At 52.3% G+C, this 14,843-nt stretch carries 9 protein-coding genes and 1 pseudogene; 7 read left to right on the forward strand and 3 right to left on the reverse strand.

The window, feature by feature from the left end; genetic code table 11:
• Positions 1–24 precede the first annotated feature (24 nt).
• From K1V27_RS09135 to K1V27_RS09150, 4 genes are all read left to right on the forward strand, one after another.
• On the forward strand, positions 25–783 hold the full coding sequence (locus tag K1V27_RS09135; RefSeq protein ID WP_258929538.1) for a DUF3800 domain-containing protein: 759 nt from the start codon (positions 25–27) through the stop codon (positions 781–783).
• Between the two features lie 430 nt (positions 784–1,213).
• Positions 1,214–1,654 carry an endonuclease domain-containing protein gene (locus tag K1V27_RS09140; protein ID WP_258929542.1) on the forward strand — a complete coding sequence of 147 codons (441 nt, stop codon included), beginning with the start codon at positions 1,214–1,216 and terminating at the stop codon, positions 1,652–1,654.
• Between the two features lie 529 nt (positions 1,655–2,183).
• On the forward strand, positions 2,184–8,480 hold the full coding sequence (locus tag K1V27_RS09145) for a DEAD/DEAH box helicase (protein ID WP_258929550.1): 6,297 nt from the start codon (positions 2,184–2,186) through the stop codon (positions 8,478–8,480).
• Between the two features lie 14 nt (positions 8,481–8,494).
• Complete coding sequence (locus K1V27_RS09150; RefSeq protein ID WP_258929551.1) at positions 8,495–10,642, forward strand: 3'-5' exonuclease; 2,148 nt, start codon at positions 8,495–8,497, stop codon at positions 10,640–10,642.
• A 148-nt stretch (positions 10,643–10,790) separates the two neighbouring features.
• Here the strand turns inward: K1V27_RS09150 and K1V27_RS09155 are convergent, their stop codons facing one another.
• A complete protein-coding gene (locus K1V27_RS09155) occupies positions 10,791–11,849 on the reverse strand; it encodes a cysteine hydrolase family protein (protein ID WP_258929552.1) in 1,059 nt (352 codons plus the stop codon).
• Between the two features lie 184 nt (positions 11,850–12,033).
• On the reverse strand, positions 12,034–12,375 hold the full coding sequence (locus tag K1V27_RS09160; protein ID WP_258929554.1) for a hypothetical protein: 342 nt from the start codon (positions 12,373–12,375) through the stop codon (positions 12,034–12,036).
• Between the two features lie 253 nt (positions 12,376–12,628).
• On the opposite strand from K1V27_RS09160, the gene K1V27_RS09165 reads away from it, so the two are divergent.
• The 3 genes from K1V27_RS09165 (at position 12,629) to K1V27_RS09175 (ending at position 14,107) form a co-directional block, all read left to right on the forward strand.
• Positions 12,629–12,862: a ribbon-helix-helix domain-containing protein gene (locus K1V27_RS09165; protein WP_258929560.1), complete on the forward strand. Its 234-nt coding sequence runs from the start codon at positions 12,629–12,631 to the stop codon at positions 12,860–12,862.
• Positions 12,859–13,170 carry a type II toxin-antitoxin system PemK/MazF family toxin gene (locus K1V27_RS09170; RefSeq protein WP_258929561.1) on the forward strand — a complete coding sequence of 104 codons (312 nt, stop codon included), beginning with the start codon at positions 12,859–12,861 and terminating at the stop codon, positions 13,168–13,170. The genes K1V27_RS09165 and K1V27_RS09170 overlap by 4 nt, the downstream gene beginning before the upstream one ends.
• 373 nt (positions 13,171–13,543) lie before the next feature.
• A complete protein-coding gene (locus K1V27_RS09175) occupies positions 13,544–14,107 on the forward strand; it encodes a Uma2 family endonuclease (protein WP_258929562.1) in 564 nt (187 codons plus the stop codon).
• Positions 14,108–14,396: 289 nt separating this feature from the next.
• Here K1V27_RS09175 and K1V27_RS09180 read toward each other — a convergent pair.
• A pseudogene (locus K1V27_RS09180) lies at positions 14,397–14,839 on the reverse strand (cytochrome C biosynthesis protein); the annotation flags it as partial.
• Positions 14,840–14,843 lie beyond the last annotated feature (4 nt).

The raw sequence follows: 14,843 nt of genomic DNA on the forward strand, positions 1-14,843 counted from the left end.
GCTTGAACCTCCATGAAATACAGAATGTATATAGATGAAGTCGGCAACCCCGATCTTGATAGTTCGGAAAATCCGCTTCACAGGTTTCTTAGCCTGACGGGCGTTATTGTCAACCTTGAATATGTCAGGCTGAAACTGCATCCTCAAATGGAACAGTTGAAGTCCGAATACTTTCAACATCATCCGGATGAGCCATTGATTTTTCACCGAAAAGAGCTGGTAAACGCGAAATATCCATTCCATGCATTGAGAGACCGCGAACTTAGAGCGAGATTCGACGAAGCAGTACTGCATCATCTGTATGAATGGGAATACATCGTCATTTCCGTTTGTCTTGACAAGAAATCCCACAAAGAGACCTATACTGTGTGGCGGTACGATCCGTATCATTACTGTTTGGCGCTGCTCCTTGAAAGATACACCTTTTTTCTTGAACAACGGCAAACCAGGGGGGATGTGATGGCAGAGTCGAGGGGCGGCAAGGAGGACAAGCGTCTGAAAAAATCCTATTCAAAATTGTGGGAAAAAGGAACACAATATATCGGGCCAGAACGTTTTCACAATGCATTCACAAGTGAGCAGCTGAAAGTAAAGCCAAAATCGAGCAATATTTCCGGCCTTCAACTGGCTGATATTATCGCCCATCCGAGCAGAAATGAGATTTTAAGAGAAAATAACTTATTGACCCAGGAAATAGCTCCGTTTGCACAGAGGGTTATCAGAGTCTTGCAGACAAAATATTACCAGCGTGATGGGCTTATGTATGGGAAGAAATTCCTGTGAAAATAAAAAGGGCCTTTCGGCCCCGATGGCTAAAACCATCCACCTCCACCTTTGTGGATTGATTGATAAATAACCCGAAATCGTCATTCATTCAAGAAAAATTATGGATTTTTTCCCGAGTAAGAGAAATGGAGGTGGCCGGCCCAATGCGCGGGAACTGGCCGAATTATGGAAAACTGGCAGGTGATAGTCACCATTGCCATTTAAAAAAAGGGCAACCCACTTATATGGCCGTATGGGAAGTGACGGATAAGGAAATTTCGTAGAGAACGGGCAGGGTTCAACGCAAAATAGTGAAAATCATGCTTGTTGGTGCTTTTGAATATCGGGTGATTCTTCCAACTTTTGTTCCGTTTGCTTAGGTTCGTCCTTTGATGGTAATGCCGGGCACTTAACAAATCCCCCCTTGAGGGGGGAAGGGGGGTGTTCAATGAGCTCAAGAAAAATACTTCCTTACAATCCAAATTTAAAAATCCTGGCCAGAGAGCTTCGCAAACAGAGCACTCTCTCTGAAGTGTTGTTATGGAATCAGCTCAAGGGAAGACAGGTGGGCGGGTACCAATTCCTCAGGCAAAAACCGATTGACAACTATATCGTGGATTTCTTCTGCCGTGAGCTCATGCTGGCCATCGAAATAGATGGACACAGCCATGACAGCAAGATTGCCGAAGACACCATTAGACAACAGAAGCTCGAGTCCCTGGGAATAGTTGTGCTCCGATTTTTGGACATTGACGTGAAGCGGAATTTGGAAGGGGTGCTCAAGAGTATACAGGCATGCGTTGAGCAGCTTGAAGGAGGGAAGAAGATTGTGGAGATTGAAGGGGAGGGCAGTGAACACCCCCCTAACCCCCCTCAAGGGGGGAATTGATAAACCGTGACCTCAAGGGGAATTGATAAAAGGTGACCCCAGGGGGGAGTGATAAAAGGTGACCTCAAGGGGAATTGATAAACCGTGACCTCAAGGGGAATTGATAAACCGTGACCTCAAGGGGAATTGATAAAAGGTGACCCCAGGGGGGAGTGATAAAAGGTGACCTCAAGGGGGGAATTGATGAAGTCCCTCGGAGCGAGAAGATGAAAGAAATCAAACCACATTATTTGCTGGATGACACAGGGAAAAAAGCATTCGTCGTTTTGACCGTCAAAGAATATGAAGAGCTCCTGAAGATTTACACGACCTTGCAGTAATTGCAGAAAGACGTAATGAGCCAACAATAACGCTCGATGACTTCGAGGAAAGGCTCAAGTCCGATGGGCGCTTATCCCAACAAATCCCCCCTTGAGGGGGGCAGGGGGGTGTTCAATGAGCTCAAGAAAAATACTTCCTTACAATCCAAATTTAAAAATCCTGGCCAGAGAGCTTCGCAAACAGAGCACGTTTCACATGAAAGGCTGTCATGATTCCGTCAGTCCTCGCAAAGCAGTTCAGGCAAGGGGTTGAAGACTTTTTAAAAACCACGTTCCCGGTGTCAACGCCCTTTTTCCACGGCATCATTGACCGGCTGCTGGCAGAACAGGAAGGGGTTTTCAAAGGACCATTCCTCTCCATTCAGCTCCCTTTTCGAATCGGCTGGAGCCAAACTGAATATTTTCCCGATATTCCATTGGGTTTCACGCCTTACCTGCACCAGGAAAAGGCTTTCCAGCGTCTTTCCGGCGCAAGGCCCAAGTCTACCATCGTCGCCACGGGAACCGGTTCGGGCAAGACCGAGAGTTTCCTCTATCCAATCCTTGATCACTGCTATCGGCATCGAGGAGAGCCGGGCATAAAAGCCATCCTCATTTACCCGATGAACGCCCTGGCGACCGATCAGGCCGGGCGAATCGCCAAAATCGTTTGCAAGGCGGAAAAACTCAAAGACAACATCACCGCCGGCCTGTTTATCGGGCAGATGGAAACCGATCCCAAAATGGGCATGTCGGAGAATCATATCATCAGCCACAAAGACACCATCAGAAACTCTCCGCCGGACATTCTTCTCACCAACTACAAGATGCTCGATTACCTCTTGATCCGGTCGAAGGATTATCCATTGTGGCGCAACAACACCCCGGAAACCCTCCGCTATCTCGTGGTGGACGAGCTGCACACATTCGACGGGGCGCAGGGAACCGATCTGGCCTGCCTGTTGCGCCGCCTGAAGGAGCGGCTGAAAACGCCGAAAGACCACCTCTGCTGCGCGGGCACCTCGGCCACTCTGGGGAGCGATGCGGAACAAGAGCGCCTCAAGGCGTATGCTGAAGAGATCTTCGGAGAGCCGTTCAACGACTCCTGCATCATTTCAGAATCGCGCCTGAGCGCCGGCGAATTCCTCGAAAAAAGCCTCATCTCCAATGTATCGGTGATAGGCCGTGAGCATGCGGCTGATTTGGATCCGGAGAATTTTTCCAATTGTCAAGAATACATTTCGATCCAGCACAAGCTGTGGTTCGGGGAGGAACTCTCTTCGGAAGATTTTGCTCGAGGCGACTGGCGCTTTGAGCTGCCCGAACGGCTGAAAGGCCAGTTGTTTTTCCAAAATCTTTTGAAAGTCTTGGGCGGGAGAATCCGATCCTATGACGACATCCTGGATGACCTGCAGCGGGTTACCCCGGAGCTTAGGGGCGCACCACGTAATTATGGCGTGGATCTTTTAAACAGCCTGCTGGCGCTGGTGTCATCGGCAGCCCTTGGCAATGGGGAGAAGCGCTCGCCTTTTCTGCATGTGAGGCATCATTTATGGCTGCGTGAGCTGCGGCGCATGGTGAGCGAAGTGAATCCGCATCCGCGCCTGAGATTTGCCGACGATTTGAACGACGAGCAGCTGGAGCGGCATTTGCCAATCGCCCACTGCCGGGAATGCAACAGCATGGGTTGGGCCGGCTTGAAGCGCCAATACGATCCGGCGGTCATGACCGACCTGCAGTCATTCTACGCGGCGTTTTTTAAAAACGACCCCAAGGTTGTTTTCATTTTCCCCGAAGAAGATGATGGATCAAAGGTTCAGGCAGAGGGCCTGTCATATCGATTTTGCAGCGCATGCCTCAAGCTGACCACGCAGCTGGATGCAAAGGCGTGCCCCCATTGCAACCGCCCGGAAATGATGCGCGTCTTCATCCCCAACACCAGGGTGCAACGGAGAAGCCGCCAGATCGGGACCCACGACTGTCCCTACTGCAACGCCCACAATGGCATGACCATTCTCGGATCGCGGGCGGCGAGCCTCACCAGCGTGCTGATTGCTCAGCTCTACGCATCCACCTTCAACGACGACAGAAAGCTCCTGACATTTTCCGATTCTGTTCAGGACGCCGCCCACCGCGCCGGTTTTTTCCAAGGCCGGACTTATCGGTTCAGCTTCCGCACTGCACTGCAGCGGTTTTTATTAGATGAAGGGGACGGCCTTTCCCTGGGTGAACTGCCCGAAGAGTTCGCTCGGTTTTGGTCGCAAAAGTTAGGGCCGAATGCTTTCGTTGCGACGTTTCTTGCGCCCAATATGGAATGGTTTGGAGACTATGATGAGCTCAAAAAGACGGGCAAAATACCGGAAGGCTCGAAGCTTTTGGATGACGTAAAAAAGAGAATCGGCTGGGAGATTCTCTCCGAATATGGCTTCAGGTCCCGCATCGGGCGAACTCTTGAAAAGAGCGGCTCATCCGTCGCCTGTTCGGATGGGGACCTTTTGGATAAGGTCATATCAGATGCTTTGCTGCGGCTTAGAAACGAGATCGGCGGGCTGGAAGGCCTGGATGAAAGAACGCTCAGGGTATTAATCCTTGGACTTTTGAGTCGTTTGAAGCAGCAAGGGGCGGTGTGGCATCCGGTCTTATGCGGATACGTCGAACATTGGGGCAACATCTTTTTATTGAACCGCATCCCATGGATGGCCGGTTTTGGTATGAACGCACGTGCACCGGCGTTTCTCACCAGTAGGCGGGGAAACCGGTTCGAACTGCTGTTCGGCGGCGGATCGGGGCGGTTGACCTGGTATGAAGCATGGGCGGCCAAATGTTTTACCCCGGTGATTCCGCTCGTGGGTGAGTTGATCCGACCGATATATTCAACAGTGCTTAAGGGCCTTGTCCAGTCCGGCGTACTGTTTGAGAAGCGACAAGAGGGCGATTTCGTTTGGGGTGTGCTTCCGGAAGCTTTGAGGATCAGTAAATCCGTCGTTCAGCTGAAATGCGGCAAATGCGGCCATGAGCACTCCGTTGCATCCGATGAAGAAAAATATTGGGAGCAGGCTTCCTGCCTCAGGTTCAACTGCAGAGGAGCCTACCGGAAAGGAGCTGAAGCCCTCGATTATTACGGCAAACTCTATGCAAGCGGAGAAGTGGAGAGGATCTTTGCGGAAGAGCACACCGGCCTTTTGGATCGAGACAAAAGGGAAAATCTGGAGGAGCGCTTCAAATCGAAGGAACGCCAACCGTGGGACCCCAATTTGCTCTCCTGTACCCCGACATTGGAGATGGGGATCGATATCGGCGATCTTTCATCGGTGATCTTATGTTCCGTGCCTCCCGCCCAAGCCAACTATCTGCAGCGGATCGGGCGCGCCGGAAGGCGCGACGGCAATGCCGTAAACGTAGCGGTCGCCAATGCGAGGCCGCATGATCTTTTCTTCTTCGCCGAGCCGGAATCGATGATCGAGGGTGAAGTCGATCCGCCCGGCGTTTTCCTCAATGCTTCGGCGGTGCTGGAACGGCAGTTCACCGCATTCTGTATGGATCGCTGGGTGGAATCCGGTATCGGGGAAAACGCCCTGCCCGCCCAGTTGAGACAGGTATTAGGAAATATCGGCTCAGATGATCCCGGCAAGTTCCCCTACAACTTCCTGAAATTTATTGAAACTTATCGGACGGAGCTATTCGACCGCTTCGTTGCCGTTTTTTCAGATTCATTGACCGAAGATTCGGTTCAGCACCTGCGCTACTTCGTTGAAGGGAATCGAGACATTCAGGGCAGCCTGTCATTTCGGATCGTCGAGGGTCTTTTTCTTCTGCATAAAGAGCGTGAATCACTGAGGAGCAAGGCCAAGTCACTGGGCAATAAAGTCAAAAAGAAGCAGGAAGACCCCGCCAAGGGAAAGAACTATCAGATTGAGATGGATGAGCTGATCCGTGAAAAGAAGGCGCTCCAATCCCTGGTGACGCGGATCAACGACCGGCATACCTTGAATTTCATGACAGATGAAGGCCTCCTGCCCAATTATGCGTTCCCGGAGGCGGGGGTCATCTTGCGCTCGATCATTTACAGGCGGAAGGCGAAAGTTCGGGAAAGCGAAGGCCGATACGACACATTGACGCTGGATTATGAGCGCCCAGCCGTCAGCGCGATCAGTGAACTCGCGCCGGCCAACAGCTTTTTTGCCGGTGGCCGCAGAGTGCGTGTGGATCAGATCGATGTAACGGTTTCAGATATAGAAGCGTGGCGTTTTTGTAACAATTGCGCCTACCATGTTTTGGTGGGGAAGATGCCTGAAACGGTCAATTGTCCCCATTGCGGCAGCGCGATGTGGTCCGATGCCGGGCAAAAGCGGCAGATGCTCCGAATGCGGCAGGTGTTCGCCACGACATCGGATCGCGAAAGCCGGATCAGTGACGAGAGCGACGACCGAGACCCCTGTTTTTATAACAAGCAGATCCTGGTCACCCATCAGGAAGCCGACGTTACCGATGCCTACGCAATCGAAAACGATGAGCTGCCCTTTGGATTTGAGTTCCTGCGGAAAGTCAACCTGCGGGAAATCAATTTCGGGGAAAAGGAGGACATCGGGGAAAAAGTGACGATTGCAGGCGTTGAATCCCCGAGAAAAGGCTTCGTCATATGCAGGCACTGCGGCAAAATCCAGGATCAGCACCGAAACGAAATCAAACATACCCTGTGGTGCCCTTCAAGGAAAAAAGACTCGGAAGCCAATCTTTCCGAATGCGTTTATCTATACAGAGAATTTTCTTCCGAAGCCGTCCGCATACTTTTGCCGCTCATCACAATGGATCAATCCGAAAACAAGCTCCACAGCTTCATAGCTGCCCTGCACTTGGGTTTGAAGCTCACATTCGGCGGCAATATCGATCACCTTCAAACCACCGTTCACCAGGAACCGGTCCCGGACTCCAATCACCGCAAAGAATACCTTGTCCTGTACGATACCGTTCCCGGAGGGACAGGGTATCTCAAGCAGCTGATGCGATCCGAGAAGCCTCTCATGGAAGTTTTCGCAAAGGCCCTGGCGACGATCAAATCCTGCAAATGCATTCAGGATGCTACCAAAGACGGCTGTTATCAGTGCCTTTACGCTTACCGAAGAAGTTATTCGATGGGCGGAACTTCGCGCGAAACGGCCGCTCAAATGTTATCGGAAATACTCAAGCACAAGGAGCAGTTGAAGAGAACCGGGTCATTAAAGAATGTGCAGGTCAACAGTCTTTTCGACAGCGAGCTTGAAGCGCGTTTTATCGAAGCATTGAGGCGCGTTCGCATCAACGACGTGCCGGCCAAACTGAAAAAGGACGTGGTAAACGGCAAGCCGGGGTATATCTATCGATTGGCCGATAAGGTTTATACCATCGAACCGCAAAGACAGTTGGGCGAGGCCGACGGGGTGCACTTTCCATCCGTAGCCGATTTTCTGATCCGCCCTGCAAAAGTCCGGCACGATATCAAACCGGTTGCCGTCTTCACAGACGGTTTCTTCTTTCACAAAAAGCGTGTCGGACTGGATATGGCCCAGCGGCATGCCATTACGGCGAGCGGTAATTTCCATGTGTGGTCGCTTTCATGGAAAGATGTTGAAAACGCATATAAAAGCCAAGGGAATTACTTCCACAACCATCTGAATTTTGCCGCTCCAGAGGTCGCTTCAAAATATAAAAAGCTTTTGGATCATTGCGGTGTTGAAAACATTATCGAGCTGAACAGCCGAACCAGTTTCGATTGGCTGATCGAATTCTTGAAAAACCCCGATGCCCATAAATGGGCAATGCATGGATTCGTTCATTGTCTGCTGCGTCTCGACAACAAGAAGTTTGCCGCAGAAAGTGCCAAAGGCGGATGGCTGGAAAAGCTTCAACATTATCTGCCGGGGCAGGTCGCCGATGTCGTTTCCGAACTTGGCGACGGATTGCTGTACGGTTTGGTTGAGCGGGATTCCCACCCGGAATTCATGAGACTCTTCGTTGCGGCAAGCCAAGACGCAGTTCAGCAGGGGGAAATCCAAGGAATGCTTGCCTCGGCGTGTTTGATGGACGGCCCGGAAAACAGAGAGAGCGCCGAATTTGAGGCTGCCTGGAACGGATACCTGCGCCTATATAATCTGATGCAGTTTTTGCCGAACGCTCTTTTTGCGACCCAGGAGGGCAAGGCATCCGGATATCCGTATCACCTGCCCCTTAAAACCGTGGCGCCCGCCGCCGAGCCGACATTGAAGGCGGAATGGGGTGAAATCAAGGAACTTGTTGAGAGCGATCTCCATGAACTGATCGGCTTGCTTGCCAAACATGACCTGCCTATCCCGGAAGTGGGATTCGAGTTGGCAGGCGGCACTGGTGAGATCATTGCGGAATCGGAGCTGGCCTGGCCCAATTTGAACATTGCGTTGTTGACCAAAAAGCAGGGGGGATACCGGGGGTCATTTACCGGCTCGGGATGGAAACCATTTATGATCAGCGAAGTGGTGGAAAATTCCACTCCTTTCATCAGCCTGTTTCGATAGGAGAAGAAGTAGAGATGCCCTTGAATGGAAACGGCGTCAAAGTCGCAATAGCATCCGATTTTCTGGCATCCTTTTCCAGGATTCCCCGAAAACAGCAGGGAAAGGTGCTCGATTTTGTAAACAAGTTTCGGTCCAATCCGGCCATGCCGGGGATCAATTATGAAAAAATGGAGCGCGCCAAAGACAAGAACATGAGATCCGTGCGAATTGATCAAGCATACCGGGGAATCGTGCTCAAGCCGGAATCCGGAAATGTCTACGTGCTCCTGTGGGTAGACAACCACGACAATGCGTACAAATGGGCGGAAAACAAAGTCTATAAGATACACCCCGAAACCGGGAGCCTTCAGGTTATCGAAGTTCAGGAGGCCGGACAAATTGATGATCAAAGTGCATACGAGGTTCCCTTCCGCAGGGAAACGGGTGCTTTGTTTCGAGATATTCGAGACAAAGAGCTTTTGCGGCTCGGAGTCCCGGAAGAGCAGCTCCCACTGGTTAGAAGACTTGGAGACGAAGACGAACTGGATGAAATAGCTGAAAAACTGCCGCAGGAAGCATATGAGGCACTCTTCTTTTTGGCCGCCGGATTCACTTTGGAGGAAGTTCTTCAAGAAGCTCAGTCGGCCGACGAAAAGCAGCGCGTCAATGTAGACGATTTCGAGGCGGCTCTGATCAATCCGGACTCAAGGAGGCGATTCTATGTGGTTGAAGACGAGCTGGAGCTTGCGGCCATTTTGAGCGCCCCGCTCGAAAAGTGGCGTGTTTTCCTCCATCCTTCCCAGCAAAAACTTGTGGAAAGGGCTTGGAACGGCCCGGTGCGGGTCCTCGGGGGCGCCGGCACCGGCAAAACGGTAGCCGCCGTGCACCGTGCAAAATGGTTAGCACAGCATGGTCTTCAAGGCGCAAAAGACCGTATCCTGTTCACGACCTTTACACGCAATCTGGCCGCAGATATCCAGGAAAACCTCGGCAAGATCTGTTCAAAGGAGATCCTTCGAAAAATCGAAGTGGTTAATCTGGACCGCTGGGTGTCGGCCTTTCTGCGGCGAAACGGCTATGACTTTGAAATCGATTACGGAAAACGGTCAAGAGAGCTTTGGAAACAGGCTGTCGATATGGCTCCCGCCGAGCTGAACCTTGATCCCTCTTTTTACCGGGAGGAGTGGGAGAGGGTCATTCAACCGCAAGGAATCACCTCGGCGGGTGAATATATGAAAGCATCGAGGGTCGGGCGGGGAGTTCGGTTGAACCGAAAAATGAGGAAAGCTGTATGGAGCGTCTTTGAAGAGTATAGAATGCTGCTCAACGAGCACGGTTTGAAGGAAGGCGCCGACGCCATGCGGGATGCCCGGTTGCTGCTGGAAAACAAAAATGAGCCGTTGCCGTATGGGGCTGTTATCGTTGATGAAGGCCAAGACATGGGACCGCAGGCTTTCATGCTGATCCGAACCATGGTTGCGGAGGGGCGAAATGATCTTTTCATCGTCGGTGATGCCTATCAGCGGATCTACAAACACAAAGTGGTGCTCGGACAATGCGGGATCAACATTCGGGGGCGCAGCAGAAAACTTCGCATCAACTACCGGACGACGGATGAAACCAGATCATGGGCCGTCGGTTTGCTCAAAGGCATCAAAATCGACGATCTGGACGGCGGCACCGACGATCAGAAGGGATATAAGTCGCTTTTGCATGGCGTTGCCCCGGAAGTTCGGCAATTTCAAAGCCTCAGGGATGAAGTCCATTTCATAGCGGAATATTTGAAAAAAGTTCAAAAAGATGCCGGTTCATTGAATGAAGTCTGTTTGGTTGCAAGAACGAACAACCTTCTCGACCAATACAGGAGCGCCTTGGACGACCAGGGCATCGAGGTGTACATGATCCGCCGGAGCGAACCCGAAGATCGAGCCAAACCGGGGCTTCGCCTGGCCACGATGCACCGGGTTAAAGGGCTCGAATTCGACAGGGTGATCATTGCCGGTGCAAACGACGGTACGGTCCCGCTTGAGACTGCTGAAATTACTTCATCGGATGCGACCATAAGGAAGGAGGCCGAAATCAACGAACGGGCACTTCTTTACGTAGCAGCCACGCGAGCCAGAAAGGAGGTGGTTGTCACGTGCTTCGGCAAGGCCTGCAGTTTCTTGCACAACATGCTTTAGGAGCGCTTCTCTGCAAGGCGATTTTGTCTTTTTCCTGTTCATCCCCGGGATCATGGAGAAGATCAAAGGGGATTCCATGGGACAGGGCGACCGTCAGTTTCGATTCAACCGCCAGTCGTAGTCCTGGTAGAAGTCTTCAATAATAAAGCTACGGGTATTCCTGCATGACGCCCGGCCACCTCTCTATGGGTTCGGTGGATTGCACGACGTGCATTCCGGCGGCGGCGAAACGGCGGAAGGCCTTATCGGCGGCTTCGGTGTAGTCGGCAACTCCCGGTATGACAACGGGAGACGTGCAATCTTCCAGCAGATAGACCTTGCCGGCAAGTGCGGCCCGTTCTTCGCCAAGGTCTTCCAGAAGATCGGCGATGGTCCACGCCACACAGTGGCTTTTGGCCTGCCCTGCGACGATTACCGTATCGAATTGGAGAAGCTCTTCGATGAGCCCTTGATCCTTTTCCGCTATGGCTTCGCCGCGGGGCCCTTCCGTCACTTCGGGCCCCAGCACCGAGTAGTGCTCCGTCAACGGCTTGCTGCCCTTGATTCTGAAGTCCGGCTGGCTGTAGCGGGCCATGGAATGAAAGAAAATCGCCTCCTCCACCGCGGAGACCAGGGCGTGCCCGATTCCTCCAAGCATTGCGTGGTAGGGCCAGATGGTGAGGTCGTATTTGCCGCTTTCCTGGAGGGCATGCGTGTAATGGCGCAGGTAGCGCTCTCCGTAGCTCGCATCGATCCCGAGATGCCTTAGCACTTCGGGGTTCGCTCGCCAGCGGCCCTGCTCGATATCCTCGGGACGAATGAGAGAAAGAGGCTCGGGATGGCGGCCTTCTTCATTCACCAGAAAAATTGAATGAAAGATTTGCATCGCCCGGTGGGTGTCCATGGTGGGGATGATCCGGGTGATGAGGCCGAGGTTGCGATAGATGAACTCACACAACCGGCGGTTGTCGTCCACCGCTCCCGTTCCTGAGCGTCCTGCTACGTAGAGTTCAAAACCGGGGATGCAAAAGGTATTTTGCACATCGACCAGCAGCAGGGCAATGCGGTGCCCGTCCGAGGAAGCCGGTCCGATATCGTATTTTTGTGCCCAGCTTATCGCCTCATCGGCACGCTCCTGATAGGGCACGCGCCAAACCTCGCCGACCCGCTCCGGTGCAAAGTGAGCAGGCACAGGTATTTCCAGACTGTAAGACTTTATCTTTTCCATTATCTACTTTCCCCCGATTCTCTCTCCTTGACTTCACGCACGGTACTGCTTTGAACAGCCTCAAGGGTAGGGCTGAACCTGACGGGGTATTCTACAGGGTTTTTTATCGATTCGTGCGCATCGCCCAAGGATGAAAACTCTGCCAGAAAGCGTTTCCGGATACGCCGCAGTTGCACCTTTTGCCCTAAGTCTCGGCTGCTTCCATGGCTTCCTTCAAGCACCCACTTCCCATCAGAAGGTGTGCCCCATCTTCCAGACGTTCCACTACACAACATGCCATGAGATCCGAGACGATTTCAGTGACCTCTTCCAGTCTTAAGCCCGTCAGAAAACATAACCGCTTGAGGCTCTTTCTGTAGACTTTGTCCGGGCGGCCCTCATTTTCCATCAGGGTATATATAATCATCATCCGCACTATTTCAGGCAGTACCTCACGCATGCCGACCGCAGGAATAAATCCGGCTTTCGCTCCATCATTGGCCGAGTTAAGCCTGGAATGAAAAGATGCTTTGCGGGGACGTACCACGCATCCTCCTCACTAAAGGATCCGGGTAATTATACCGGTTTAGCATTAGATGTTGCATTATTTGCAGGCCTTGTTGATGGGTTTCGCTTCGCTCTACCCATCCTACGGCCGGCCATCCTGGTGCTGTTGTTCAGTTTTAAGGGGGAAACCATCGACCTTCCGGGATATGGTGTCGAGGGTGGTGAAAGCGATTTGACGAGGATCAAAGTGCGGGCTAATATAGCTATAAGAATACACATTATGGAGGTGTGCCATGAAAACCGTCCAAATGACCCTTGACGAGGATCTTGTCAAAGAGGTCGATCGTGTTTCCAAGCAGCTTAAAACAACTCGGTCCGCTTTCACGCGCAAGGCGCTGCGTGAGGCCCTTGAGCGTTATCGCATTGAACAGCTGGAGCGCAAGCATCGCCGGGGATACGAGCGGCATCCGGCGGGCGTCGATGAGTTTTCTGTTTGGGAACCCGAGCAAGCCTGGGGTGACCTATGAAACGCGGCGAAATTCGCTGGTACAAGTTCGCCGCGCCGGATAAAAAGAGGCCGGTGCTCATCCTCACCCGGGATTCCGTGTTGGAATATCTTGGTGAGGTAACGGTCGCTCCTATCACCAGTACGGTCCGCGAAATTCCGTCCGAGGTGTTTCTCTCCAAAGCCGACGGTATGCTCCGCGAGTGCTCCGTCAACTGTGACCACCTGCAGACTGTTTCCAAGGACAAAATCGGCCCCCTCATCACCTCCTTGCCCCCTGCAAAAATGGTTGATGTGGGACGTGCGATCAGTTTTGCCCTTGATCTCTGAATGCCGCACTGCCGGCCAATCAGGCGCGCAACTATGCTGGTCAGGTTGGATACTGGACATCTGCCGGCAAAATTTAAGTTGATGTTGTCAACCAAATTATGGATATCGTGAACCGGCTGGAAAAGATAGGATATGTGCAGAAAGTCAGATCCGATGAAGATGCAAGGGTGTGTTGTGTGATTGTACGAAGGATGAGGAGAGGATACTCGAATCGGCTGAGGATGCCGAGGAAAATACAACACAGGCATACAGGCCAAAAGACACTGCAGCAAATGCTGGAAGTGGATCATTAGACTCGTGATGTTGACAAAACAGCAAAAACCGCAATCCTCTCATGAACGCGGCGTGCAATATGGCCGAAAGGAAATCTGAGATGACAGATCTCGCAAAGAAAAGAGTCGTCTACGAGAACCTGTTTGATATTCCCGACAACATGACGGGTGAAATCATTAACGGCGAATTGATTGCTACTCCACGGCCATCGAGAAAGCACAGTGTGGTTATCTCACGTGTGGGATTTGAACTGGGTCCTCCCTATGATTTCGGCCGTGGGGGAGGTCCCGGAGGATGGGTTATTGTTGATGAGCCTGAGATTTCATTTGGAGAGAACATTCTTGTGCCCGACATGGCCGGTTGGAAAAAAGAGCGATTTCCGGTGGAAGAACCGCACAACTGGATTTCTGTCGCACCGGACTGGGTTTGTGAAATTCTTTCCCCGACCACAGTTCAAGTCGACCGCGCGGAAAAGATGCCCATTTATGCTCAGCATCATGTATTACATGCCTGGCTGATCGACCCAATCGTTAAAACCTTAGAGCTCTTTCGGCTTGAGTCCGGTCGCTGGGTGCTGCTGGGAGTATATGCCCAGTCGGCCAGAGTACACGCGGAGCCTTTCCCCGAAATAGAGCTGGATCTTGGACTGCTTTGGCTCGAATGAGGGGAGGGGCTATTGGGGATGGTCACTGATCGGCTCACCAGGCCGGCATAGGATTCCCAGAGGATCTCAATGGGATGAACCACTCGATACGGGACCATCTGGTCAAATTGTATGCGGCAGCTCAGGCAGTCGCTCACCAGCCTTTCCGGATCCATTTCTCTAATCTCATCCATCAGCCGACTGCCCATCTCCGCCCTCACAGAAGGCTGGGTGAAGCGCACTGAAACCCAACATGGCTGAGCCGGCAACCACCGCAACAACATTCGTTGGGTTCCGTTCTTTAAGTTTCTCAGGCCCCCGTGAAGGGGCGGACGATGAAGTAGACTCCAAGAAGGCCGATGGCGATTCCTGCGCATTTGCGGAACCACAGGCCCCCTTCATGGAAAGAGCCGCTCTCGAGCAATTTTCTTACCGTTGCGGTAGAGCCCCGCCCGCGACGGCAATGGGGGTGGAATGGCCGATGCCGAACAGCGCGAGGAAGAAAACTCCTGTGATCATTTTTTGTTGAATGGTGATAATGGCAAGTATTGGAGCAACAAAGCCGAAGGTGCAAGAGCCCGAAAGGATCCCATAAGCCAGACCCAGAGCAAAGGCGCCGGGCAATCCCTTGATTTCAATGCGACCGAGCAGACTGCCGCCCATGGAGCATTTGGCAAGGCCTATCATATCGAACGCCACCCAAATGAGTATGATCCCCACCAGAATGGTCCAGTAGGACCCCACATCGCCCAGCCTC

The organism is Desulfoferrobacter suflitae (assembly GCF_022603395.1).
Classification (GTDB): Bacteria; Desulfobacterota; Syntrophobacteria; order Syntrophobacterales; family Syntrophobacteraceae; genus Desulfoferrobacter; species Desulfoferrobacter suflitae.

What these genes read in the sequence shown, in the direction of transcription:
- K1V27_RS09135 (WP_258929538.1), top strand. Translation starts at nt 25, where the DNA reads ATGTATATAGATGAAGTCGGCAACCCCGATCTTGATAGTTCGGAAAAT.
- K1V27_RS09140 (WP_258929542.1), top strand. Translation starts at nt 1,214, where the DNA reads ATGAGCTCAAGAAAAATACTTCCTTACAATCCAAATTTAAAAATCCTG.
- K1V27_RS09145 (WP_258929550.1), top strand. Translation starts at nt 2,184, where the DNA reads ATGATTCCGTCAGTCCTCGCAAAGCAGTTCAGGCAAGGGGTTGAAGAC.
- K1V27_RS09150 (WP_258929551.1), top strand. Translation starts at nt 8,495, where the DNA reads ATGCCCTTGAATGGAAACGGCGTCAAAGTCGCAATAGCATCCGATTTT.
- K1V27_RS09155 (WP_258929552.1), bottom strand. Translation starts at nt 11,849, where the DNA reads ATGGAAAAGATAAAGTCTTACAGTCTGGAAATACCTGTGCCTGCTCAC.
- K1V27_RS09165 (WP_258929560.1), top strand. Translation starts at nt 12,629, where the DNA reads ATGAAAACCGTCCAAATGACCCTTGACGAGGATCTTGTCAAAGAGGTC.
- K1V27_RS09170 (WP_258929561.1), top strand. Translation starts at nt 12,859, where the DNA reads ATGAAACGCGGCGAAATTCGCTGGTACAAGTTCGCCGCGCCGGATAAA.
- K1V27_RS09175 (WP_258929562.1), top strand. Translation starts at nt 13,544, where the DNA reads ATGACAGATCTCGCAAAGAAAAGAGTCGTCTACGAGAACCTGTTTGAT.